The organism is Caballeronia terrestris (genome assembly GCF_001544515.1).
Lineage (GTDB): Bacteria > Pseudomonadota > Gammaproteobacteria > Burkholderiales > Burkholderiaceae > Caballeronia > Caballeronia terrestris.
Window position 1 is genome coordinate 154,243 of record NZ_FCOL02000002.1, and the last position, 22,562, is coordinate 176,804.

At 63.6% G+C, this 22,562-nt stretch carries 22 protein-coding genes, 1 tRNA gene and 1 riboswitch; of the genes, 16 read left to right on the forward strand and 7 right to left on the reverse strand.

Translation table 11 applies throughout. The features are described from left to right. Positions 1-196: 196 nt before the first annotated feature. The 4 genes from AWB67_RS02475 to AWB67_RS02490 all read left to right on the forward strand — a co-directional run bounded on the left by AWB67_RS02475 (position 197) and on the right by AWB67_RS02490 (position 3,597). Entirely contained in the window at positions 197-1,855 is a 1,659-nt protein-coding gene (locus AWB67_RS02475; RefSeq protein WP_087654655.1) for an MFS transporter, read from the forward strand. Between the two features lie 98 nt (positions 1,856-1,953). Next, positions 1,954-2,030 (forward strand) — tRNA-Met (locus AWB67_RS02480). A gap of 390 nt (positions 2,031-2,420) precedes the next feature. Further along, positions 2,421-3,137 carry a haloacid dehalogenase type II gene (locus AWB67_RS02485; protein WP_087654656.1) on the forward strand — a complete coding sequence of 239 codons (717 nt, stop codon included), beginning with the start codon at positions 2,421-2,423 and terminating at the stop codon, positions 3,135-3,137. Positions 3,138-3,195: 58 nt separating this feature from the next. Then, on the forward strand, positions 3,196-3,597 hold the full coding sequence (locus AWB67_RS02490; protein WP_087654657.1) for an FKBP-type peptidyl-prolyl cis-trans isomerase: 402 nt from the start codon (positions 3,196-3,198) through the stop codon (positions 3,595-3,597). Positions 3,598-3,756: 159 nt separating this feature from the next. Here the strand turns inward: AWB67_RS02490 and AWB67_RS02495 are convergent, their stop codons facing one another. Continuing rightward, positions 3,757-4,407, reverse strand: a complete 651-nt coding sequence (locus AWB67_RS02495) for a glycine zipper 2TM domain-containing protein (RefSeq protein ID WP_087654658.1) — start codon at positions 4,405-4,407, stop codon at positions 3,757-3,759. Between the two features lie 154 nt (positions 4,408-4,561). On the opposite strand from AWB67_RS02495, the gene AWB67_RS02500 reads away from it, so the two are divergent. Further along, the gene (locus AWB67_RS02500; protein ID WP_087654659.1) at positions 4,562-5,422 is read left to right on the forward strand and encodes an MBL fold metallo-hydrolase; all 861 of its coding nucleotides are present in this window, start codon (positions 4,562-4,564) and stop codon (positions 5,420-5,422) included. 6 nt (positions 5,423-5,428) lie between these two features. Here AWB67_RS02500 and AWB67_RS02505 read toward each other — a convergent pair whose 3' ends face one another. Further along, positions 5,429-6,139 (reverse strand): FadR/GntR family transcriptional regulator, encoded by a 711-nt coding sequence (locus tag AWB67_RS02505; RefSeq protein WP_087654660.1) that lies wholly within the window; start codon positions 6,137-6,139, stop codon positions 5,429-5,431. Between the two features lie 65 nt (positions 6,140-6,204). Between AWB67_RS02505 and dgoD the strand changes: the two genes are divergently transcribed. Both dgoD and AWB67_RS02515 read left to right on the forward strand, forming a co-directional pair. After that, complete coding sequence (gene dgoD / locus AWB67_RS02510; protein ID WP_087654661.1) at positions 6,205-7,353, forward strand: galactonate dehydratase; 1,149 nt, start codon at positions 6,205-6,207, stop codon at positions 7,351-7,353. A 378-nt stretch (positions 7,354-7,731) separates the two neighbouring features. Further along, a complete protein-coding gene (locus AWB67_RS02515) occupies positions 7,732-8,034 on the forward strand; it encodes a hypothetical protein (protein WP_087654662.1) in 303 nt (100 codons plus the stop codon). A gap of 352 nt (positions 8,035-8,386) precedes the next feature. On the opposite strand, the gene AWB67_RS02520 is transcribed toward AWB67_RS02515, so the two are convergent. Both AWB67_RS02520 and AWB67_RS39405 read right to left on the reverse strand, forming a co-directional pair. Then, on the reverse strand, positions 8,387-9,322 hold the full coding sequence (locus AWB67_RS02520) for a CopD family protein (RefSeq protein WP_087654663.1): 936 nt from the start codon (positions 9,320-9,322) through the stop codon (positions 8,387-8,389). A gap of 118 nt (positions 9,323-9,440) precedes the next feature. Next, positions 9,441-9,803, reverse strand: a complete 363-nt coding sequence (locus AWB67_RS39405; protein WP_125477535.1) for a hypothetical protein — start codon at positions 9,801-9,803, stop codon at positions 9,441-9,443. Between AWB67_RS39405 and AWB67_RS02525 the strand changes: the two genes are divergently transcribed. From AWB67_RS02525 to AWB67_RS02540, 4 genes are all read left to right on the forward strand, one after another. Continuing rightward, positions 9,802-10,545 carry a c-type cytochrome gene (locus AWB67_RS02525; protein WP_087654664.1) on the forward strand — a complete coding sequence of 248 codons (744 nt, stop codon included), beginning with the start codon at positions 9,802-9,804 and terminating at the stop codon, positions 10,543-10,545. The two genes, AWB67_RS39405 and AWB67_RS02525, sit on opposite strands and share 2 nt — an antisense overlap. Before the next feature lie 21 nt (positions 10,546-10,566). Beyond that, positions 10,567-11,862 (forward strand): c-type cytochrome, encoded by a 1,296-nt coding sequence (locus tag AWB67_RS02530; RefSeq protein WP_087654665.1) that lies wholly within the window; start codon positions 10,567-10,569, stop codon positions 11,860-11,862. 133 nt (positions 11,863-11,995) lie between these two features. Then, positions 11,996-12,616, forward strand: a complete 621-nt coding sequence (gene trhA, locus AWB67_RS02535) for a PAQR family membrane homeostasis protein TrhA (RefSeq protein ID WP_087654666.1) — start codon at positions 11,996-11,998, stop codon at positions 12,614-12,616. A 254-nt stretch (positions 12,617-12,870) separates the two neighbouring features. Further along, a complete protein-coding gene (locus AWB67_RS02540; RefSeq protein ID WP_087654667.1) occupies positions 12,871-14,355 on the forward strand; it encodes a DEAD/DEAH box helicase in 1,485 nt (494 codons plus the stop codon). Between the two features lie 47 nt (positions 14,356-14,402). Here AWB67_RS02540 and AWB67_RS02545 read toward each other — a convergent pair whose 3' ends face one another. Together AWB67_RS02545 and AWB67_RS02550 are read right to left on the reverse strand one after the other, a co-directional pair. Continuing rightward, complete coding sequence (locus tag AWB67_RS02545) at positions 14,403-14,915, reverse strand: pyridoxamine 5'-phosphate oxidase family protein (RefSeq protein ID WP_087654668.1); 513 nt, start codon at positions 14,913-14,915, stop codon at positions 14,403-14,405. Between the two features lie 75 nt (positions 14,916-14,990). Beyond that, on the reverse strand, positions 14,991-15,818 hold the full coding sequence (locus AWB67_RS02550) for a ferritin-like domain-containing protein (protein WP_087654669.1): 828 nt from the start codon (positions 15,816-15,818) through the stop codon (positions 14,991-14,993). A 424-nt stretch (positions 15,819-16,242) separates the two neighbouring features. Between AWB67_RS02550 and AWB67_RS02555 the strand changes: the two genes are divergently transcribed. Further along, positions 16,243-17,022, forward strand: coding sequence for a DeoR/GlpR family DNA-binding transcription regulator (locus AWB67_RS02555; RefSeq protein ID WP_087654670.1), 780 nt, complete (start codon positions 16,243-16,245; stop codon positions 17,020-17,022). A gap of 294 nt (positions 17,023-17,316) precedes the next feature. Next, entirely contained in the window at positions 17,317-17,514 is a 198-nt protein-coding gene (locus tag AWB67_RS02560; protein WP_087654671.1) for a hypothetical protein, read from the forward strand. A 58-nt stretch (positions 17,515-17,572) separates the two neighbouring features. Here the strand turns inward: AWB67_RS02560 and AWB67_RS02565 are convergent, their stop codons facing one another. After that, positions 17,573-17,977 (reverse strand): hypothetical protein, encoded by a 405-nt coding sequence (locus tag AWB67_RS02565; RefSeq protein WP_235025011.1) that lies wholly within the window; start codon positions 17,975-17,977, stop codon positions 17,573-17,575. Between the two features lie 200 nt (positions 17,978-18,177). On the opposite strand from AWB67_RS02565, the gene glpD reads away from it, so the two are divergent. The 3 genes from glpD (at position 18,178) to AWB67_RS02580 (ending at position 22,150) form a co-directional block, all read left to right on the forward strand. Next, positions 18,178-19,740: a glycerol-3-phosphate dehydrogenase gene (glpD, locus tag AWB67_RS02570; RefSeq protein WP_087654672.1), complete on the forward strand. Its 1,563-nt coding sequence runs from the start codon at positions 18,178-18,180 to the stop codon at positions 19,738-19,740. 35 nt (positions 19,741-19,775) lie between these two features. Beyond that, positions 19,776-21,272: a glycerol kinase GlpK gene (gene glpK, locus AWB67_RS02575; protein ID WP_087654811.1), complete on the forward strand. Its 1,497-nt coding sequence runs from the start codon at positions 19,776-19,778 to the stop codon at positions 21,270-21,272. Between the two features lie 170 nt (positions 21,273-21,442). Further along, positions 21,443-22,150 (forward strand): helix-turn-helix domain-containing protein, encoded by a 708-nt coding sequence (locus AWB67_RS02580; RefSeq protein WP_087654673.1) that lies wholly within the window; start codon positions 21,443-21,445, stop codon positions 22,148-22,150. Between the two features lie 112 nt (positions 22,151-22,262). Then, a riboswitch (FMN riboswitch) is annotated at positions 22,263-22,424 on the forward strand. The last annotated feature ends 138 nt before the right edge of the window (positions 22,425-22,562 follow it).

Consider the following 22,562-nt stretch of genomic DNA (forward strand, 5'->3'; position numbering starts at 1 on the left):
GAAATGCGTGATGCAGGCTGGATATCTGTCTTTTAAGAGAACTTGCAGGCACTTTGACGATTTTTGCCTAAAATACGGCTTCGTCCCACGATAAAACCAGCCGTCAGAACGCCGTAAGTTTCGACTCCAATAATCGTTGCACGGAGCCTACGGGGATCCGCGAGCCGATTCGAAAATCACAATCAGGAGACGATTCATGGCTACGGTTGAGGGGCGCATTTCCCACGCGCCGATGACGGGCGAAGAGAAGAAGGTGATCTTCGCCTCGTCGCTCGGCACGGTGTTCGAGTGGTACGACTTCTATCTGGCGGGCTCGCTCGCCGTCTATATCAGCAGGACGTTCTTTTCCGGCGTCAATCCAACGGCCGGCTTCATCTTCACCCTGCTGGGCTTCGCGGCCGGCTTCGCGGTGCGTCCGTTCGGCGCGATCGTGTTCGGGCGGCTCGGCGACATGGTCGGGCGCAAGTACACGTTCCTCGTGACGATCGTCATCATGGGTCTCTCGACGTTCGTGATCGGCTTTTTGCCCGGCTACGCGTCGATAGGCATCGCGGCGCCCGTCATTTTCATCGCGATGCGGCTCCTGCAGGGCCTCGCGCTCGGCGGCGAATACGGCGGTGCGGCAACGTATGTCGCGGAGCACGCGCCTGCGAACAAGCGCGGCGCCTGGACCGCGTGGATCCAGACGACGGCCACGCTCGGCCTCTTCGTCTCGCTGCTCGTGATCCTCGCGGTGCGCACGGCGGTCGGCGAGGAAACGTTCGGCGCCTGGGGCTGGCGCGTGCCGTTCCTCGCGTCGATCATCCTGCTCGGCATCTCGGTGTGGATCCGGATGCAGTTGCACGAATCGCCGGTGTTCGAGCGCATCAAGGCCGAGGGCAAGACGTCGAAGGCGCCGCTGACCGAAGCGTTCGGCCAGTGGAAGAATCTGAAGATCGTGCTGCTCGCGCTCTTCGGCCTGACGGCGGGCCAGGCGGTCGTCTGGTATACGGGGCAGTTCTACACGCTCTTCTTCCTCACGCAGACGCTGAAGGTCGATGGCACGAGCGCGAACATCATGGTCGCGGTCGCGTTGTTGATCGGCACGCCGTTCTTCGTGTTTTTCGGGTCGCTGTCGGACCGCATCGGCCGCAAGCCGATCATCATGACCGGCTGCCTGATCGCCGCGCTCTGCTACTTCCCGCTCTTCAAGGCGCTCGCGCACTACACGAACCCGACGCTCGAAGCCGCGACGCTGAAGTCGCCGATCGTCGTGATCGCCAATCCCGACGAGTGCTCGTTCCAGTTCAATCCGGTGGGCACGTCGAAGTTCACGTCATCGTGCGACATCGCCAAGAGCGCGCTGTCGAAGTCGGGGCTGAACTATGAGAACCTGGCGGCGCCGGCCGGCACGCTCGCGCAGATCAAGGTGGGCGAGACGGTCGTCGAGACGTACGACGGCAAGGCCGCCGACGCCAAGGCGAAGGGCGCGGCGTTCGACAAGACGCTCTCGGGCACGCTGAAGAGCGCGGGCTACCCGGCGAAAGCCGACCCGGCGCTGATCAACTGGCCGATGGCGATCGTGGTGCTGACGATCCTCGTGATCTTCGTGACGATGGTCTACGGGCCGATTGCGGCGATGCTGGTCGAGATGTTCCCGGCGCGGATCCGCTATACGTCGATGTCGCTGCCGTATCACATCGGCAATGGCTGGTTCGGCGGCTTCCTGCCGGCGACGGCGTTCGCGATCGTAGCGGCGAAAGGGAACATTTACTCTGGGCTGTGGTATCCGATCGTGATCGCGCTCGCGACGTTCGTGATCGGCATGCTGTTCGTCAAGGAGACGCGCAACTCGGCTGTGTACGACTCGGATTGACGGTTTCGACTTTTCGGCTCTTCGCGAAATGTCAGTAGGAATGTGCTGGGAAGGGGTTGACAGGCTTCCCGGCTATCTCCATAATCCTGCTCTCTTTAGGCGAATTAGCTCAGCCGGTTAGAGCGACGGAATCATAATCCGCAGGTCCGGGGTTCGAATCCCTGATTCGCCACCAGCATCAAGAAAAAGCCGCTGCTTCGAAAGAAGTGGCGGCTTTTTTGTTTGCAGGGTCCGCAAGCACACAAAGAAAAGCCGGCAATCGCCGGCTTCCGAAATCCACATAGTTATAAGAGCTAAGGCCCTACGGCCATTGCGCCTGGCTCGACTTTCGGCAAAGAGTCGCGTCCCATCACGCTATCCTTTGCCGACAGCCTCGACCCGCTGCCACTCTTTTGTTATCTCTCCTCGCGCATACTTCCCTCGAGCGCAGAAGCAGTATTGCCGAACTGCGCCGAGGCCAATGTGTGCTGCCGAACGTTCAGACGATAGTCTTACACGCGTCCCGAGTCTCCCTCGCCCGCTGCGCTAAACTCGCCCGATTACGCCGGCAAAGAGGTGAATCGCAATGCCAGAAATCAAGGCTCTGTTATTCGATGTCTTCGGAACCGTGGTCGATTGGCGCAGCGGCGTCGCGCGCGATTCCCAGCCGTTCATCGAACGCCACGCCCCGTTGATCGATGCGCACGAATTCGCCGATGCCTGGCGTCGCGAATACGCGCCCGCGATGGAGGAAATCCGCAGCAAACGCCGCCCGTTCGTACGGCTTGACGTCCTGCATCGCGAGAACCTCGTGAAGGTGATATCCGGCTACGGCATCGCACCGCCACCGCCTGCGCATGAACTCGATGAACTCAACCTCGCGTGGCATCGCCTGGATCCGTGGCCCGATTCCGTCGATGGCCTCGTGCGTCTCAAGCGCCGCTTCATGATCGCGCCGATCTCGAACGGCAACATCCGGCTGATGCTCGACATGGCCAAGCGCGCCGGCCTCCCCTGGGACGCAATTCTCGGCGCGGAAGTCGTGCGGGCGTACAAGCCGTCGCCGTCGGTGTATATCGATACCGTCGACATTCTCGGGCTCGAACGCAACGAAGTCTGCATGGTCGCGGCGCACAACAGCGACCTCGCGGCCGCGCGCGACTGCGGGCTCAGAACGGCGTTCGTCGCGAGACCCGCCGAGCACGGCCCGGCGCAGACGACCGACCTCCGCGCCGAACAAGCATGGAACTTCGTGGCGAGTGACCTCGTCGATCTCGCGACCCAACTCGGGTGCCCGGACTGAAGCGAACGCGCCGCAGTCTAAGATGTCGAATTCCCCTCACAACACGGAGAACTACCGCATGAAATCTGCCATTGCCCTGCTTGCCGCATCCGTCATCGCATCGACGGCGTTCGCCGCCACCGGCGCGACCGAGAAGCTGCCATCGGGCATCGTCGTCCAGCACATCACGCAGGGCACCGGCCCGCAACCGACCGCCGACGATGTCGTGCGCGTCAACTATCGCGGCACGCTCGCGAACGGCACCGAATTCGACAGCTCCGACAAGCACGGCGGCCCCGCGACGTTCCCGCTCGGACGCGTGATCCCGTGCTGGACGCAAGGCGTGCAGAAGATCAAGGTCGGCGGCAAGGCAAAACTGACGTGCCCTGCCGCGACCGCTTATGGCGAGAAGGGCGTCGGAGCGATTCCGCCGAACAGCGATCTGACGTTTGAAATCGAGTTGCTTGGGATCGGGAAGTAAGGGTTTTAGGACTGTGAGCTGGAAAGTGCTAGCAATCCCACTTCGACTGGCGCCGGTCTGAAAGCCGCGCGCCGGATCGGATAACGATCTGCCGAGCGTTCGCGTTCCTATCGAAACGGAACCGCTACCATCGTAGCGGTCCGCCCTTCCCCCATCAAATCAAGACGCCACCAGCGAATCCCCCGCCACGCGCACCCGCTGCCCCACCTGAACGCCCGGATCGGCCTGATACGTGAAATTGCGATAGCTGCCGTCCGCCATCCGGACCTGCACCTGATACGTCGTCGCCTTGTGCACGGCGTGCTCGATCGTGTTGCCCGCAAGACCGCCCCCGAGCGCGCCGATGATCGTCGCCGCGGTCTTCCCGCGGCCCTTGCCGATCTGCGTGCCCGCCAACCCGCCGACGACCGCGCCGCCGATCGCGCCGATACCGGTCGTCGGCTGGGCGCTCTGAACCGCGTTGACGGCGACGACCTGTCCTGCGGCCGGATCGTAAGCGGGCGCTTGCACGGGCGACAGCGACGCCTCGCCCGGCACGTAGCCCTGCTGCGCCTTCGACGGAACGTGATGCGGGCGCGGCGCGGCTTGCGTCACGGTTGCGACGCGGGCAGGAGGCGTGACGGCTTGCGTGTCGATCACTGGGGAGGACGTCGCCGTCGGGGAAACGGCTTTGGACGTCGGCAAGAGGCCGGTCATCGCCGCGACGCCGGTGCCGCACGCGAGGATCACCGCGACGGCTGCGGCCGCGACGAGCGGGTGAATACGGCTGGACGTCGATGTCGATACGGAAACGTTCGGTGTAGCGCTCATGTCAGCAATCTCCCAATGGATGCTGAGCGATATAACGCGGTGACCGGCGAGCGCGTGTACTTCAAAGTTATGACAGTTGTAAGCAAATGTCGTGGCGAAGCGGCATCTTCGGCATACTGTCACCAGCACAACCGACCAGCTTCGGGAGAACAACGTGCAACCGACCATACAGCCCTTCTACGACCTCACCACCGGCACGATGACCTACGTCGCATACGCGCAGCCGGGCGCGCCCTGCGCGATCGTCGATTCCGTGCTCGACTACGACCCGCACGCCGCGCGCACCTCGACCCGTTCCGCCGATGCCGTCATCGCGTTCATCGAAGCGCAGCGCCTCACCGTCGACTGGATTCTGGAGACGCACGCGCACGCCGATCATCTGTCGGCGGCGCCGTATCTGAAGCGCAAGCTTGGCGGCAAGATCGCGATCGGCGAATCGATCCGCACCGTGCAGGGCGTGTTCAAGAAGATCTTCGACCTCGAGCCGGCGTTCCAGCTCGACGGCTCGCAGTTCGATCATCTGTTCAGCGACGGCGAGCGGTTCCGCATCGGCGGACTGGAGGCCTCGGCGATGTACGTGCCGGGCCACACGCCCGCCGACATGGCGTACCGAATCGGCGATGCGGTGTTCGTCGGGGATACGCTCTTTTTGCCGGACGTCGGTACGGCGCGTTGCGATTTCCCCGGCGGCAATGCGCGCACGCTCTACCGGTCGATCCAGCGCCTGCTCGCGCTGCCCGCCGATACGCGTCTGTTCGTCTGCCACGACTACCCGCCCGAGACGCGCGCGCCGCACTGGGAGACGACCGTCGGTGCGCAACGGCTGCACAACATCCACGTCGGCGCGGGCAAGACGGAGGACGAATTCGTCACGATGCGCGAGGCGCGCGACGCCACGCTCGGCATGCCGACGCTGATCCTGCCGGCGATCCAGATCAACATCCGCGCAGGACAATTCCCCGAAGCGGCGGGCAATGGCACGACTTATCTGAAAATACCGCTCAACGCGCTCTGAGCCGGCTCACCCTTCGATCCGCTCGCGCGTCACGCCGAGCAGATCGGCCATGGCGCGGCGCGCGGCGATCTCGTCGCGCGCGACGATCGCATCGAACACGGCCGTGTGTTCCGCGAGCGACGCGTTGTACACCTCCGCGCGCTTCGCGTTCAGCCGCAGCTGGCCTTCCAGAGTGCGCTCGATCAGCGTGCCGAGCGGGATCAACAACTCGTTGCTGCATGCCGCGAGCACGCCCAGATGAAATCGCAAGTCTGCACGAACCCATTCGTCGACGTTCTGCGCTTCGGCCATCGCACGGTGCGCGTCGGTGAGCATCGCGAGCGTCCCGTCCTCGTGATTCGCCGCCGCGAGCGCAGCCGCGTACGGCTCGATCATCTCGCGCATTTCCTGCAGCTTGATCGCAAACTTCAAAGGCGGTGCGACGCGCGAATACCAGTCGAGGACATCGGCGTCGAGCAGATTCCACGCGCTTTTCGGACGCACGCGCGTGCCCACTTTCGGCCGCGACCCGATCAGCCCCTTCGACGTCAGCGTGCGCAGCGCCTCACGCAGCACGGTGCGGCTGACGCCGAAGCGCTCCATGAGTTCAGCTTCGCGCGGCAGCGTCGATGCCGGCGGGAAGTCGCCGCGCAGGATCGCGGTGCCGAGTTCGTACGCGACGCGTCCGTGCAGATCGTGCTGAATGGCGATTCTCCGAGAAATTACCTTGTCAATAATACTATTAATACGACCACAGCGCGATTTTTTGATAGCATGTGAATCCCTGTCAGGAGACGCTTCTCATGGAAATCACCAAACTCGAAACCTTCATCGTCCCGCCGCGCTGGTGCTTCCTCAAGATCGAAACCGACGAGGGCGTCGTCGGCTGGGGCGAGCCGGTCGTCGAAGGGCGCGCGCACACCGTCGCCGCCGCTGTGGACGAACTCGCCGATTACCTGATCGGCAAGGATCCGCTCTTGATCGAGGACCACTGGCAGGTGATGTACCGCTCGGGCTTTTATCGCGGCGGACCGATCGGCATGAGCGCGATCGCGGGCGTCGATCAGGCGCTGTGGGATATCAAGGGCAAGCATCATGGCGTGCCGGTTCACGCGCTGCTCGGCGGCCAGGTGCGCGACAGGATCAAGGTCTATTCGTGGATCGGCGGCGATCGTCCGAGCGACGTCGCGAACAACGCGCGCGCCGTGGTCGAGCGCGGTTTCAAGGCGGTGAAGATGAACGGCTCGGAAGAGTTGCAGATCATCGATACCTTCGACAAGGTGCAGGGCGTCATCGATAACGTCGCGGCCGTGCGCGAGGCGGTCGGGCCGAACGTGGGCATCGGCGTGGACTTTCATGGCCGCGTGCACAAGCCGATGGCGAAGGTGCTCGCGAAGGAGCTCGATCCGTTCAAGCTGATGTTCATCGAGGAGCCGGTGCTGTCGGAGAACGTGGAGGCGCTGCGCGACATCGTCAACCAGACGAGCACGCCGATCGCGCTCGGCGAGCGGCTCTACTCGCGCTGGGACTTCAAGCACATCCTCGCGGGCGGGTACGTCGACATCATCCAGCCGGACGCGTCGCATGCGGGCGGGATCACGGAATGCCGCAAGATCGCGTCGATGGCGGAGGCGTACGACGTCGCCGTCGCGCTCCATTGCCCGCTCGGGCCGATTGCGCTCGCGACCTGCCTGCAGATCGACGCCGTCAGCTACAACGCGTTCATCCAGGAGCAAAGTCTCGGGATTCACTACAACAAGGGCAACGACCTGCTCGACTACATCCGCAATCCGGAAGTGTTCAAGTACGACGACGGCATGGTCGCGATTCCGCAAGGGCCGGGGCTTGGCATCGACGTGAACGAGGAAAAGGTGCGCGAGATGGCGAAGGTGGGACACCGCTGGCGCAATCCGGTGTGGCGTCACGCGGATGGGAGTGTGGCGGAGTGGTGATTTCAAGCGGCGGGGGTCGTGCTTGATGCACGCTTGATTCAAGCTCGATGCAAGGTTTGCACGAGCGCGGTTCGTGCTTGATTCGTGCCTGGCTTGTGCCTGACTTGTGCTTAATCTGTGCCGGTTCGGGCTTGATCCGTGCTCGGTTCGTGCCTGGCTCACGCTCAGTTCGTGCTTGAGGCGTGCTCGCTTCGTTTGGTTCGCGCTTGGTCGGAGGCGGTTCGCGCTCGACCCGAGCATGACCGGCGCTTCCCAAGCTTGACCCCGCGGCCGCAGGCGCATCAGCGCACACGCCAGCCGGTTTGCGCCATCTCGCACATTCGGGCGCGGAGTTTGCGTTTATGCTTGCGTCACCTGCAATCGCCCCGAGAGACGAGCATGTACCACACCTTTCCTGACGAGTATGTCCGCGCGCAAATGGCCGTCGGCGCGATTGTGCTGTTCGGCGTGTTGCGCGTGATCGGCGCGGCGATGGGCGCCGAGCGCGGCTGGCGTATGTCGACGGTCAATTGGAGCTTTATCGGCGCGGCGGTCGTGTTCTGCTTGCCGCAACTCTTCGATTTACTCGCTTACGCGTTCGCGTCGCACAAGGCGCTCGTCGAACTCGAGGGCAAGGCGGTCGGCTGCGCGGTGGCGCTGTTCTTTGCGCCGATCGTGAGTCACAAGCTGGGGTATGAGTAGCGGTCGGGCGCTGCGTGTGGGTCTGCGAAGAAATCATCAATTCACGCGTGATGGGCAACGCACGAGCAAATTGAAGTCGCTTACGCGTTCGCGTCGCACAGCGCGCTCGTGGATCTCGAGGGCCAGGCGGTCGGGTGCGCGATCGCGCCGTTCTTTGCGCCGATCGTGAGTCACAAGCTAGGGTATGAGTAGCGGTCGGGCGCTGCATGCGGGTCTGCGAAGAACGCTGTAATTCACGCGTGAGACCGCGAAGCAAGATCAAATTGAAGTCGAATACGTCGTGATAGAAACTTTAGCGCGACGAACCGGGCACCAGGCGAAAGAGCGGAGACTCAAGCGTCGAGCCGCAATGCTATCCGCCGCTGGCAAACCCCGGCACGCTGTGCGACAGCACCGCCGCCGCCACAAACACCCCGATCATGAGCAACGCCTCGACGCGCATCACGCCCGTGAAGGTATGCGCATCGACGGTCGATGCCGTGCGCTGCAAACGCGGCAACGCCGACCAGCGATTGAGCGCGCCGAACAGTAGCGCTGTGGCGACCAACACGGCCTTCACGATCAGCACGTGCCCCCAGATGCTCGCCTGCAGCACGCTCGCGGCGCCACCGAGTCCGCGCAGCGCGTTGAACACGCCCGTCGCGACAACGAGCGCCACCGCGACAACCGCCACCTTCGACATGCGCCCCGCGAGGCGAATCAAGAACGCGCGCGCGAGTGACGTGCCGAGTGCCGGAAGCACCGCGAACGCTCCCGCGATCACGACACCGCCCCACACGCCCGTCGCCAATAGATGCACGGTTTGCACGATTTCGGCGACGGAAAACGCGCCGGCATCGGCGGCATGCCCGACCGATGCCTTGCCCGCCGCCGCCACGATCGCCCCGAGCGCGGCGAACGCGAGCCTTCCGCCGCCCATCGACGCCCCCGACGCGCACGCGCAAACGAGCAACACGCTGCCGCCGAAAGCGATCGCCCAACCGATGCCGGCATGCGTCGCGGTAAGCACGATCCAAACGGCGGAGCCGGCCTCGGTGACCGGCACGCCGCTCATCGAGGCCGCCTGCAGCCAGAGCGAAACGAGGTTCGCGAGCGCGAGCAGCAACGCGCCGCCGATACCCACGCCCCGCGCCCGCGCCCAGCCGAAGCGAGCGGGCGACACGGGCGCGAACGCCTTCTCCTTCGATAGCCACGCGTTCATCAGCACGGCGCCGAGCACGCACGCGAACGCGATGTCGGCGAGCGCCGCGACTGCGACCTGCGCAAACCAGAGCGGGTCGCCGTTCATGGCCGGCCCCGGAAAATAAATAGCGAGACGAACGTCATTGGTGCGCGGTACGAAGACGATAGGGAGGGTTTAAGTACAACGCGAAACGTAAAGAACAGGCAGCGATCCGCCGCGAAGTCTAGTCGAAGGCGCGTACAGCGTGCACGTAATGAAACGCCTTGATACCTTTCGCCGATGTCACCCGGCGCCGCATCGGGTCGAATGTTTGTCGATGCCAACTATATGCAAAACGCGCCAAAAGCCCGCCGGACGGGCCCGCCAGGCGACGCGAAGTCACGTGACAAATTGTCGCGGATACGCCGCAGAGCCCGTCAGGAAAGGCTAAGCCCAAATAGTCATCATCATGCATCGATGATAGAATGCCGGTCGCGTCGAAGGCTCCCGGAGCCTTTTGTGGTAGCAGCCCGCCACGTGTTCGCCACGTATCAGCAAGTCCTTTCGCACCGAGCCGAACGAAGCTCGGCAGGTCCCCGAATTTCATGGAGTGTCGCGTGTCTTCAAGACGCAATTTCCGTCCGCTGCTCGCCTCGTTGCTCGGCCTGGCACTGATTGGCAGCGCCGGCATTTTCAGTGCCGCGCAGGCGCAAACCCAGCCGATCGCACCCGACACGATGGCCGCTCGCGTGCAAGGCTGTACGGCGTGCCACGGCGTGCATGGTGAAGGCACGGACAACGATTATTTCCCGCGTCTTGCCGGCAAGCCCGCCGACTATCTGTACAACCAGTTGCAGAACTTCCGTGAAGGGCGCCGCAAGTACCCGCCGATGAATTACCTCGTCACGTATCTCTCCGACGACTATCTGCACAAGATCGCCGATTACTTCTCGCAGCAGCGCCCGCCGTATCCGCCGCCCACGAAGAGCAACGTGTCGCCCTCGACGATCGCGCGCGGCCAGCAAATCGTGCTCAACGGCGACGCAGGCAAGCAGATTCCCGCTTGCGCGGCCTGCCACGGCAAGGCGCTGACCGGCATGCAGCCGGCCATCCCGGGTCTCGTCGGCCTGCATTCGGACTACATCAGCGCGCAGATCGGCGCATGGCGTTCGGGCACGCGGCACGCGAAAGCGCCTGATTGCATGCAGCAGATCGCCTCCCGCCTGACCGACGACGACGTCACCGCCGTCGCCGCATGGCTCTCGACGCAAACCGCACCCGCCAACCCGGTGCCCGCGCCCGCTGGCTCGTTGAAGATGCCGCTGACCTGCGGCAGCGAACCGCAATAAGGCGTGAGGAGCGACCACAAAATGAAACGCAAGTCCCTGTTTGCACTCTCGGCTGTCGTCGTGGCAGCCGTCGCAGCCGGCGCCGTCCTCTGGTCGGGCGGCGGCAACCTCCATTCGGGCGGCGCCATCGCGGCCACGCCCGCGGACAAAGCCGCGCTCGTCAAGCAAGGCGAGTATCTCGCCCGCGCCGGCGACTGTATCGCGTGCCACTCGGTGCGCGGCGGCAAGGAATTCGCCGGCGGCCTGCCGATGGCCACGCCGTTCGGCACGATGTTCACACCGAACATCACGCCCGACGACCAATACGGCATCGGCAAATGGACATCGGACGACTTCTACCGCGCGATGCACACCGGCCGGTCGAAGGACGGCAGCCTGCTCTATCCGGGCTTCCCGTTCACGAGCTACACGAAGGTCACGCGCGCGGATTCGGACGCGATCTATGCGTACTTGCGTTCGGTGCCGCCGGTGTCGGTTGCGAGCCGCCCGCATGAACTGCGCTTCCCGTTCAACAACCGCAACCTGCTGATCGGCTGGCGCACGCTGTTCTTCTCGGAAGGCGAGTACAAGCCGGACCCGACGAAGTCGGTCGAATGGAATCGCGGCGCGTATCTCGTCGAAGGCCTGGGCCACTGCGCGATGTGTCACACCTCGATCAACGCGATGGGCGGCCCGGTCAACTCGGCGGCGTTCGCCGGTGGCCTGATTCCGCTGCAGAACTGGTACGCGCCGTCGCTGACGTCGAACAAGGAAGCCGGCTTGGGCGACTGGGACATCAAGGACATCAACGACTTGCTAAAAACCGGCGTGTCGCAGCGCGGCGCGGTGTTCGGCCCGATGGCGGAAGTGGTCCACAACAGCCTGCAATACATGACCGACGCGGACATCAACGCGATGTCGACGTATCTCAAGTCGATCCCGCAGAAGAAGGAAGCGCCGGAAACGATGCAGCTCGAAACGTCCGAGAAGTTCGGCACCGAGCTGATGCAGATGGGCCAGAAGGTTTACACGGAGAACTGCGCGAAGTGTCACGCGGAGAACGGTCTGGGCAAGCCGCCGGCCTACCCGCCCCTCGCGAACAACCCGTCGATCCAGATGCAATCGGCCGTCAACCCGATCCGCATGACGCTGAACGGCGGCTATCCGCCGAGCACCGGCGGCAACCCGATGCCGCACGGCATGCCGCCGTTCGCGCAGGCGCTGTCGGATACGGAAGTGGCCGCGGTGGTGACTTACATTCGTCGTGCATGGGGCAACCACGGCACGCCGGTGTCGCCGCAGCAGGTCAGCAACCTGCGTTCGGCGCCGCTCGACTGAGCCATTCGCCGCAAGGGCGTACAATAGATGCTGGGGCGCAGCCTTGAAGCCGGGGCCGCGCCCCTTGTCTTTTATACGCAGCAGTTCACGCGGCGTCCGCGAGGCTTCATGCGGGCGCGCGACGAGGAGGCGAATGCATTTTGGAGAGCGGTTCAACAGCATCAGTCATCTGATCGGCACGGTGCTGTCGGTGGCGGGACTGGCGGCGCTCGTCACAATGGCGTCGATGGAAGGCGATCCGTACAAAGTGGTGAGCTTCGCCGTCTATGGCGCGATGCTCTTCGCCCTGTACCTGATTTCCACGCTGTATCACTGGGCGCGCAACCCGCGCGTCAAGGCGGTACTGCAAAAATGCGATCATTCGGCAATCTACTTGCTGATCGCAGGCAGCTACACCCCGTTTGCGCTCGTGACATTGCGCGGTCCGTGGGGCTGGTCGCTGTTCGGCGTAAGCTGGGGGCTGGCCGCCTTCGGCATCGTGCAGGAACTCACGCTCGGGCGCCGAACCCGCAGCGTTTCGATGGTGCTTTACGTGTTGATGGGCTGGCTCGCGCTCGTAGCCGTCCGTCCGCTCGTTTCGGCGCTGCCGCCCGCAGGCACTGCGTGGCTGGTGGCGGGCGGCGTGATCTATAGCGCCGGTATCTACTTTTTCATCAACGACGAGCGCATCCGGCACGGCCACGGTATCTGGCACCTGTTCGTGCTGGCAGGCAGCTTGTGTCAATTTGTCAGCGTTGCGCGCTACGTCGCCTGAAGGCGCGTACGGCGCGCGCAATGCCTGACACGCGAAACGCATCACGGCGTTTCGGATGCAACTTAACGCCAGTCGACGTGTCTTGATAGCGCGTCGAACTTCGCGGCATCTTTCCAGACGCCCGGTGAATGCACCGGTCGCCATGCCGCCCGATTTCTTCGATCGTCGTACGCGCGCTGATTTCAGCGCAACGGTCCGCATTTGCGGCCAACAAGCGTCAGCGCCGGTCGTCATACCGAATTTGCAAACAATCTATGTCTTTTGATTCCCTCGGCCTGTCCGAACCCCTGCTGCGCGCCGTCAACGAACTCGGTTACAGCATCCCGACTCCGATCCAGCTCCAGGCGATTCCCGCCGTCCTGAACGGCGGCGACCTGCTCGCCGGCGCGCAAACCGGCACCGGCAAGACGGCCGGCTTTACCTTGCCGATCCTGCAGCGCCTCTCGCAAATGGCGCCGCCCGCCGCCGGGGCCAAGCGCCACGTGCGCGCGCTGATCCTCACGCCGACGCGCGAACTAGCCGCCCAGGTCGAGGAAAGCGTGCGCGCCTACGGCAAGTACATGAAGCTGAAGTCGACGGTAATGTTCGGCGGAGTCGGCATCAATCCGCAGATCGATGCTTTGAAGCGCGGCGTCGATATCGTCGTGGCGACGCCGGGGCGCCTGCTCGACCACATGCAGCAGAAGACCATTGACGTGTCGCATCTCGAAATCCTCGTGCTCGACGAAGCCGACCGCATGCTCGACATGGGCTTCATCCACGACATCAAGCGCGTGCTCGCGAAGCTGCCGCCGAAGCGCCAGAACCTGCTCTTCTCGGCCACGTTCTCGGACGAAATCAAGACGCTCGCCGACAACCTGCTCGATTCGCCGGCACTGATCGAAGTCGCGCGCCGCAATACGACGGCCGAGCGCATCGAGCAGAAGATCTATCCCGTCGATCGCGACAAGAAGCGCGAACTGCTCACGCACCTGATCAAGCAGAACAACTGGTTCCAGGTGCTCGTCTTCACGCGCACGAAGCACGGCGCGAACCGGCTGGCCGAACAGCTCGGCAAGGACGGCATCAGCGCACTCGCGATTCACGGCAACAAGAGCCAGTCGGCGCGCACGCGCGCGCTCGCCGAGTTCAAGGGCGAGACGCTGCAGGTGCTGGTCGCGACCGATATCGCCGCGCGCGGTATCGATATCGATCAACTGCCGCACGTCGTGAACTACGACCTGCCGAACGTGCCGGAAGACTATGTTCACCGGATCGGCCGTACGGGGCGCGCGGGCGCGACGGGCGAGGCGGTGTCGCTGGTTTGCGTCGATGAACATCAGTTGCTGAAGGACATCGAGCGGCTCATCAAGCGCCCGATTCCGCAGGAAATCATCGCCGGATTCGAGCCGGACCCGCACGCGAAGCCGGAACCGATCCAGCGCCGCAGCCAGGGCGGCGCCGGTGGCGGTGGCCAGCGCGCGCCGCGTCAGGGCGCGCCGCGACGCGATGGCGCGAAGCCGGCTCATGCGAACGGCGGTGGCAATGCCAGTGGAAACGGCGGCAAAAAGCCCGCTACGGCTAAGCCGACCGGCAATTCGAACGCCCCGCGCAAAGCCGATGCGCCGCGTCCCGCGCATTCGAATGGTCAGCGCAATGGGCCGGCGGGTGGCGCTGCGCTGCTCGGCGGCAAGCCTCGTGGCGATGGCACCGGTGCCGGCCGTCGCGACACGCCACGTTCAGGGCAGCGCGGCCGTTGATCGCGAAGCTAGAAAGGGCGCGACTTCTTAAAAGTCGCGCCAGCCAATCAAGCGGCGGCGCTTGCCGCCCGCTTCAGCATCTCGACCTGCGCGCGCCAGCGCGTCATCACGGTCTCAGTCTCTGCCAGCTCGAAACAAATCCCACTCGTCAGCCGCGCATAGCCGACGCGCTGTAGTTCGCCCGTCTCTATCGTCGCGACGAAACACGCGAGCGGCGCGTCATCGAGCACAACCGCGCGCGCCTCGAGCTGGACCTGGAAGAAAGCTTCGTCGAATACAAAGGTGAGCGTGGCGCGCCCTGTCGATTCGATCGCCTGCGCCGCGCGCGAGTTCGGCCACAGCGCAAAGCACAGCGTGCGCGGATCGGGCGCGAACAATTCGCCGAGACTCAGGAGCGACGTCCGAACACGCCCCGCCTCGTCGACGGCGAGCAGCGACGCCGTGAGGCCGCCCTTCGTCTCGATCAGCGTGCCGTCGAAGAGCGTGCGCAATTCTGACGGCCATTCGTCGAACGCGACTTGTTCGACAGGGCGCGTGCCGGGCGATGGGGAATCGGTCATGTGCATTCTCGTCGGAGGATTGGAACCACGAGCAACCGGGGCCCCGAGCTTCAGACAACAGCCAGCCTTTTAAGACTAGCGGAAGAACACGTGCTGCGTGATCTTCGCGAGCGGATAATGCACGCCCGGCTGGATGCGCGCCGGTAGATCGAGCGGCTTGAGCAGCATTTTGATGCACATGTCCGCGGAGAGATTGCGCTTCACCAGCTTGTTCACACGCGCGGACAGATCGCGGTTGTACGCGGAATCGCGCGCGCGGTCCGGGTAGCGGATCGCGAACACGTGCCGCAGGGCGATCTCCGAGTCCTCGTTCTTCATTTCCAGCACGCGCCGCAGCAGCGCGCCGAGCACCGCCATGCGCCCGTTGCCTTCGATCTTGTTGTACTTCTTGAAGAAGCGGAAAAAATGCTTGTAGTGGCGGACTTCGTCGGTCCGGATGTTGTCGGTGATGTGCTTGAGCACCGGTTCGTCAGAACATTGATTGATTGCGCGATACAGCGTCGCCGTCCCCGTCTCGACGACACAGCGCGCGACCATCTCCAGCGCCCGCTTCTTCTCGAAATCCTCCATCGAGCAAGTCAGCGAATATTCGGCGAAGAAATTCCTGAACGCGGTGTCCCAGTCGAACTCGGGCCACACGTGGTGGATGTAGCTCTTCAGCGCACGCCCATGCTGCATTTCCTCGGGCTCCCACTCGTTGTTGAGCCAGGCGGAGATTTCGGGATCGTCGTTGAAGTAGCTGCTGAGATTGCTCGTGTAAAGATCCGTGCCGCTCTCAATGAACGAGCAGGCGCACAACAACAAGAGAAGATGCTCGTTCGAGACCGCCTTGCTCCGGTCGATCCGGTTCAAGTCGATGTCCTCGATCCGCCAAGGCATCACATGGCTACTGTCGGTGTGCATTTATCGCGCTCCAAGCTGTACTGAACCCTTCGCGACCGGGGATCATGGCCGGGGTTCAGGCAAGCCGCGGACGGGTCAGCCGCGGCGTCGTCAAAGTGATACGGCTCTTTTTCCATCTTAGCCGTCCTGCAATGAGTTTGCAGATTACTCAGAGACTCGCGAATTGCAGAAACAGTTCCTAATCATGACGGGCTATTGAGCACGTTTCGTCCGATCGCACGCCGTTTCGAGCGATTCGGCTATTTTGAAATGGATTCCTCGTAAGCCATGAAAGCGAACTCCCTGAAGCGCCGTGTGTTCGCTAACAGACTTAAGGACCGCCCTCGTGGACGTCCGAAGTCGAAAGCCGCCTCGTTCGTTCGAACATTTCCAACTTACAATACCGCTACCAAAACGATGCGCTCGCTCGCAAAAGAACATCGCCATGACACGAGACCCCCGCCTCACCTTGAACGCGCGACAGCAGGAACTGCTCGACTGGGTGCAGCGCGATGGCTTCGTGACCGTCGACGATCTGGCCGCGCACTTCGACGTCACGCCGCAGACTATCCGCCGCGACGTCAACTGGCTCTCCGACATGAACCTGCTGCGTCGCTATCACGGTGGCGCGAGCCTGCCGACGAGCTCGGAAAACGTCTCCTACACCGCCCGCCAGCGCATGTTCCACGACGAAAAGCGCCGCATCGCGACGCTCGTCGCCACGCATATTCCCGACCAGGCATCGCTTTTCATCAACCTCGGCACGACGACCGAGGAAGTCGCGCGGGCGCTCAACCGTCATCGCGGGCTGCGCGTGATCACGAACAACCTGAACGTCGCGAGCATGATGGGCGGCTATCCGGACTGCGAGGTACTGGTGACGGGCGGCATTGTGCGTCCGTGGGACAAGGGCATCGTCGGCGAACTGGCGATCGATTTCATCCGTCAGTTCAAGGTGGACTTCGCGATTATCGGGACGTCGAGTATCGAGGAGGACGGCACGCTACGCGACTTCGATACGCGCGAAGTACGCGTGGCCGAAGCGATCATCCAGCACGCGCGCACGGTTTTCCTTGCTGCCGACCACTCGAAGTTCGGCCGTCCCGCGCTCGTGCGCCTCGGTCACCTGAACCAGATCCACGCGCTCTTCACCGATGCCCCCACGCCGCCCGAGATGGCCGACGCCCTCGCCGCGGCCAATACGCAGGTCTACATCGCCGAATAATGGCGCCGGCGTAAAGCCGCACCGTTGTGTGCACTGCGGCAAGAACCTAAAGTAATTTCTCTGAATCCGCGCGTCGCTCGAACCGCTTTCGCATCTCGAAAAAGTCAAACCCAATATTTTCCGAGAAGCGTTTGCCACTCGTCTGACACTTGAATAGAATCCGAATTCCCGGCACCCGCAATTCGACAACAACGCGTCTGCCCGGCTAATGCAGTTCCCCCAGCAAAGTTTCGAGCACTGAGCGCCGGTTCGCGCCGGGCATCTGTGCCGTACTGTCGTCATGGAGAACACGAGATGCTAAGTCCGCACGAATTCGCCACGTTGCTATTGGTTCAGGAAGCCCCCCACCAAGTCGACATGGAGCGCGAAGAACTCGACGCCCTGCTCGAACGTCAGCTTGTCCAGCTCGAAAATCTTGCTTCCGGACGCCAGCAATGGCGCCTCACCGAGTCCGGTGACTCGACGATGAAGGCGTTCAAGCGTTTCTCGTAGGTCTTTCTTTTGACGACTGCGCCCGGCCTGCCGGCCGCGCGCAGTCGTATTCCCTTATTCATCCAGCCCGCAACGTCGGATCGACGGCCGCGCGCCAGCTCAAAGCCTGCGCGCGCTGATCGAGGAAGAAGTTCGCCCACGCGCTTTGCGCCTGCGGCCCTGGATTCGACATGTACGCCGTGTGCCGCTGGGCAATCCCCGCCTGGAACTCGCAGAAGCGTTCCTTCGAGAGCCCTTTGCGCCTGAACGCCACATAGGCGTCGAAGAACGTCGTGTACACGGCCTGCGCGTCAGCGCCGTAATCCACCGGCGTCGATCCGCACATTTCCTGTAACGCGCCGAAGGAAGTCGCCCCCGAGTTATCGAGGCTGGGCGTACCCACGCACGCGCCGAGCATCACGGCGCTTGCCGCGCCAACACCAACCAGCAACTTTCGCATCGCATCCACCTCTACGTTTTTCATCTGCGCTCAGTATCGGCCCGTGCCGACGTTCGCGCCACTCGGCCGGGTGGCATACGCCGAAAGCGCAAAAAGCGCGCGGCATCGGCGAAAACACCTATCCCGCCCAGCCGACTTTACTTTTTCGTTTTTGTTCGATAGATTTCGAATTCGAACATTACAAGTTCGTCAAATTTCTTTTCGACGGACGGGAGAGGATCAAAGTGACGCAGGGCGGACTGTACGACTTGCTCGTGGTGGGCGGCGGCATCAATGGAGCGGGCATTGCGCGCGATGCCGCCGGGCGTGGCCTCTCGGTATTGCTGTGCGAGCAGGACGACCTGGCGTCGCACACGTCGTCGTCGAGCACGAAGCTGATTCACGGCGGGTTGCGCTATCTCGAATACGGCGAGTTCAAGCTCGTGCGCAAGGCGCTGCAGGAGCGCGAGGTGCTCCTGCATGCCGCGCCGCACATCATGTGGCCGCTGCGCTTCGTGATGCCGCACATGCCCAACCTGCGCCCCGCGTGGATGATCCGCGCCGGCCTTTTTCTCTACGATCACCTCGCACGACGCGAGCTCTTGCCCGGCTCGCGCGGCATCGATATGCGGCGGCATCCGGCGGGCGCGCCGCTCGTCGACTCGATCCGGCGCGGCTTCGTGTACTCGGATGGCTGGGTCGACGACGCGCGCCTCGTTGCGCTGAATGCGCTCGACGCGCACGAGCACGGCGCGACGATCCGCACGCGCACGCGGCTTGTCGGCGCCGGGCGCGTTGGCGGCGAATGGCACGCGACGCTCGCCGACGAAGCCGGCCACACAACCGAAGTGCGCGCCCGGTCGATCGCGAATGCGGCCGGTCCGTGGGTCGGCGATTTGCTGAAAGGCGCGCTCGGCAGCACGCGCACGCGTCACAGCGTGCGGCTCGTGAAGGGCAGTCACATCGTCACGAAGCGCCTTTTCGACCACGATCACGCGTACATCTTCCAGAATCCCGACAAGCGCATCATCTTCGCGATCCCCTACGAAGGCGACTACACGCTGATCGGCACGACCGATATCGAGTACGGCGGCGACGCGGCGAAAGTGGAGATCAGCGCCGACGAAATCCAGTACCTCTGCGATTCGATCAACCGCTACTTCAAGCACCACATCGTGCCGGGCGACGTCTGCTGGACCTACTCGGGCGTTCGGCCGCTTTTGGAGGACGAATCGGCCGAAAATGCGTCGGCGGTCACGCGCGACTATCTGCTCGAACTCGATGCCCCCGCGAACGACGCGCCGCTTCTCTCCATCTTCGGCGGCAAGATCACAACGTTCCGCAAACTCGCGGAAGAGGCCGTGGACAAGCTGACCGAAGTGCTCAAAGCACCCGCCCGCACCTGGACGGAAGGCGCGCCACTGCCCGGCGGCGATCTGGCGGACGCGAATTTCGGGCGCTTCCTCGACGAATTCCGCCGCGACGCAGCGTGGCTTCCCGCCGATCTCGCGCATCGCTACGCGCGCGCTTACGGCACGCGGGCGTCGCGCGTGATCGGCGCGGCGCGCTCGACCGAAGAACTTGGCGAGGAATTCGCGCCCGGTCTCTACGAAGCCGAACTGCGCTACCTGCGCGACAACGAATGGGCGACGCGCGCCGAAGACGTCCTCTGGCGCCGCTCGAAACTCGGCCTGCACTTCGGCCGCAATTCGCTCGAAGACGTGAGCAGCCGCATCGACCGATGGTTTGCGAGCGCAGGCTCGACCGCGCCGCCATCGCGCGCCGCCGCGCGGCTACACTCACCTTGAAGAAAATCGCAAAAACAAAATCCGTGGAGAAGACAATGCAGGATCAGTACGTCCTCGCGCTCGATCAGGGCACGACCAGTTCCCGAGCCATGCTGTTCGATCGCAACGGCAACGTCGTATCGATGGCGCAGAAGGAGTTTCAGCAGATTTATCCGCAGCCCGGCTGGGTCGAGCACGATCCGCAGGAAATCTGGTCGACGCAGGCGGGCGTCGCCGCCGAAGCCGTCACGCGCGCGGGGATGAACGGCACGTCGATCGCGGCGATCGGCATCACGAACCAGCGCGAGACGACCATCGTATGGGATCGCGAGACGGGGCATCCGGTCTATAATGCGATCGTCTGGCAGGACCGGCGCACTGCCGAATTTTGCGATCAGCTCAAAGCGCAGGGCCTCGAGGAGAAATTCCGCGCTAAAACGGGCTTGCCGATCGATTCGTACTTCTCGGCCACCAAAATCCGCTGGATTCTCGACAACGTCGACGGCGCGCGCGAAAAAGCGAAGCAGGGACGGCTCGCCTTCGGCACGGTCGATAGCTGGCTCGTGTGGAATTTCACGCGGCACGAACTGCACATCACCGACGTGACCAACGCGTCGCGCACGATGCTGTTCAACATCCACACGCTGCAATGGGACGACGAACTGCTCGACGCGCTCGACATTCCGCGCAGCATGCTGCCTGAAGTGCGGCCGTCATCGGAGGTATACGGGCCGACCAAGACCACCGTGTTCGCCTCGAAGATTCCGCTCGCGGGCATCGCCGGCGACCAGCACGCGGCGCTCTTCGGCCAGATGTGCACGGAAACCGGCATGGTGAAGAACACTTATGGGACCGGCTGCTTCCTCGTGATGAATACCGGCGCCAAGCCGATCGAATCGCGCAACAACCTCGTCACGACGATCGCCTGGCAAATCGGCGACGAGATCAATTACGCGCTCGAAGGCAGCATTTTCATCGGGGGCGCGGTCGTGCAATGGCTGCGCGACGGCCTCGGCATCATCAAGAGCGCCAGCGAAATTGAATCGCTCGCGCGCGGCGTGCCGCATTGCGACGGCGTCTATCTCGTGCCCGCGTTCGCCGGGCTCGGCGCGCCGCACTGGAACGCACGGGCGCGCGGCACGCTGTTCGGCGTCACGCGCGGCACGAATTCGAGCCACATCGCGCGGGCCGCGCTCGATTCGATCGCATATCAGTCGCTTGATGTCCTGAAGGCGATGGAAGCGGATTCCGGCATCAAAATCGCGGAATTGCGCGTCGATGGTGGCGCGTGCGCGAACAACCTGCTGATGCAATTTCAGGCCGACATCCTCGGCGTCGACGCCGTGCGCCCACAAGTCGCGGAAACGACGGCGCTCGGCGCGGCATATTTGGCGGGGCTGGCGGTCGGCTACTGGAAGGACATCGGCGAACTGAAACAGCAGTGGAAGCTCGAACGCCGCTTCACCCCGTCGATGCAGGCCCGCGACGTGGACGTCTGCCTCGCCGGCTGGCAGCGCGCGGTCAACGCGGCGAAGGCGTGGGCCGACGCGTGACGCGTGATGGCGGAACCGCCGCCGCGACGTCCGCTCCTGTCGCTTTCTTCAGAAATCCGCACGTCATAACGGTGTGACGATAACTTGGTTTGAGCGCATAGGAGCCGATGCTAGTCTCGCCTCACTGCATTCCGGCGCACTCGCCGGACGCGCTTTCGAGGAGGCAAACCATGGTTTCACCGTCGCTGGAACTCGTGCGGGAATTCGACACCGACGCTATCCAATCCCGCGCCGACACTGCTGACCGAGCAGCGCCCGCCGATTCCTTCGACGCCCTCGAACAACTCGTCGGCGTGAACCTCGCGCGGCTGCGCGCCGAGCGGCAACTGTCGCTCGACGCCCTCGCCCGCGCGTCCGGCGTCTCCCGCGCGATGCTCGCGCAGATCGAATCGGCGCGCAGCGTGCCGTCAATCAAGGTGCTGTGCAAGGTGGCGGGCGCGCTGAAGGTGTCGGTGGCCGCGTTTCTCCGGCGCCACGCTGCAAGCGGTATCGAGCATCTGCCGGCGGAGCGCGCCGTGCGCGTGGTGAGCTCGAACGGCCGCTTTTCCGCGCGGGCGCTCCATCCGCAGGCGCAGCCCGCCGCCGCCGAATTCCACGAATTGCGCATCGCGCCGCTGCACACGGAAGCCGGCACGACGCGCGCGCCGGGCACGACGGTGAATCTCGTCGTGAGCGAAGGCACGCTCGAAGTCGGCGTGAACGACCGCAAGCAGTTGCTCGCGACCGGCGACGCCATCATCTTCGATGCCGACCAGCCGCACACGCTGCGTAATCCCGGCAACGCGGAAGCGCGCGCGTTCAGCGTGACGGTGAGCGCCGAAACGCCGCCGCGCTGGAATTTCCCCGCCGACACGCGCCGTCACGATTTGCCGCGCTGAATGTCGTTTCTGGACAAGTTCCGTGCGGTGCCATGCTGCAAATCCCGCGTGGCTGTTGTATCCTAAAAATGTCCGCAAGTCGCTTAATACCGAGTGACTTGTCGGAAAATCAGTGCGTCTTCAGGGCGGGGCGAAATTCCCCACCGGCGGTATGTGCGCTTAACCGAAAGGTCATCCACGAGCCCGCGAGCGCCTGCCGGCAGCATCGGCGGGGTCAGCAGATCTGGTGCGAAGCCAGAGCCGACGGTCATAGTCCGGATGGAAGAAGATGTGCAGATGGTCATGTCCGTTCCCCCGTCGGCGACGGCACCCTCCCCGCGTGCCCGCCCAGGCGGCGTCGCGAAACCGGCGTCGTACGGGCGTCGTTATGTCCTTCTGCAATGCCCTGAAACGTTTTTCGCCCATTCCTTTG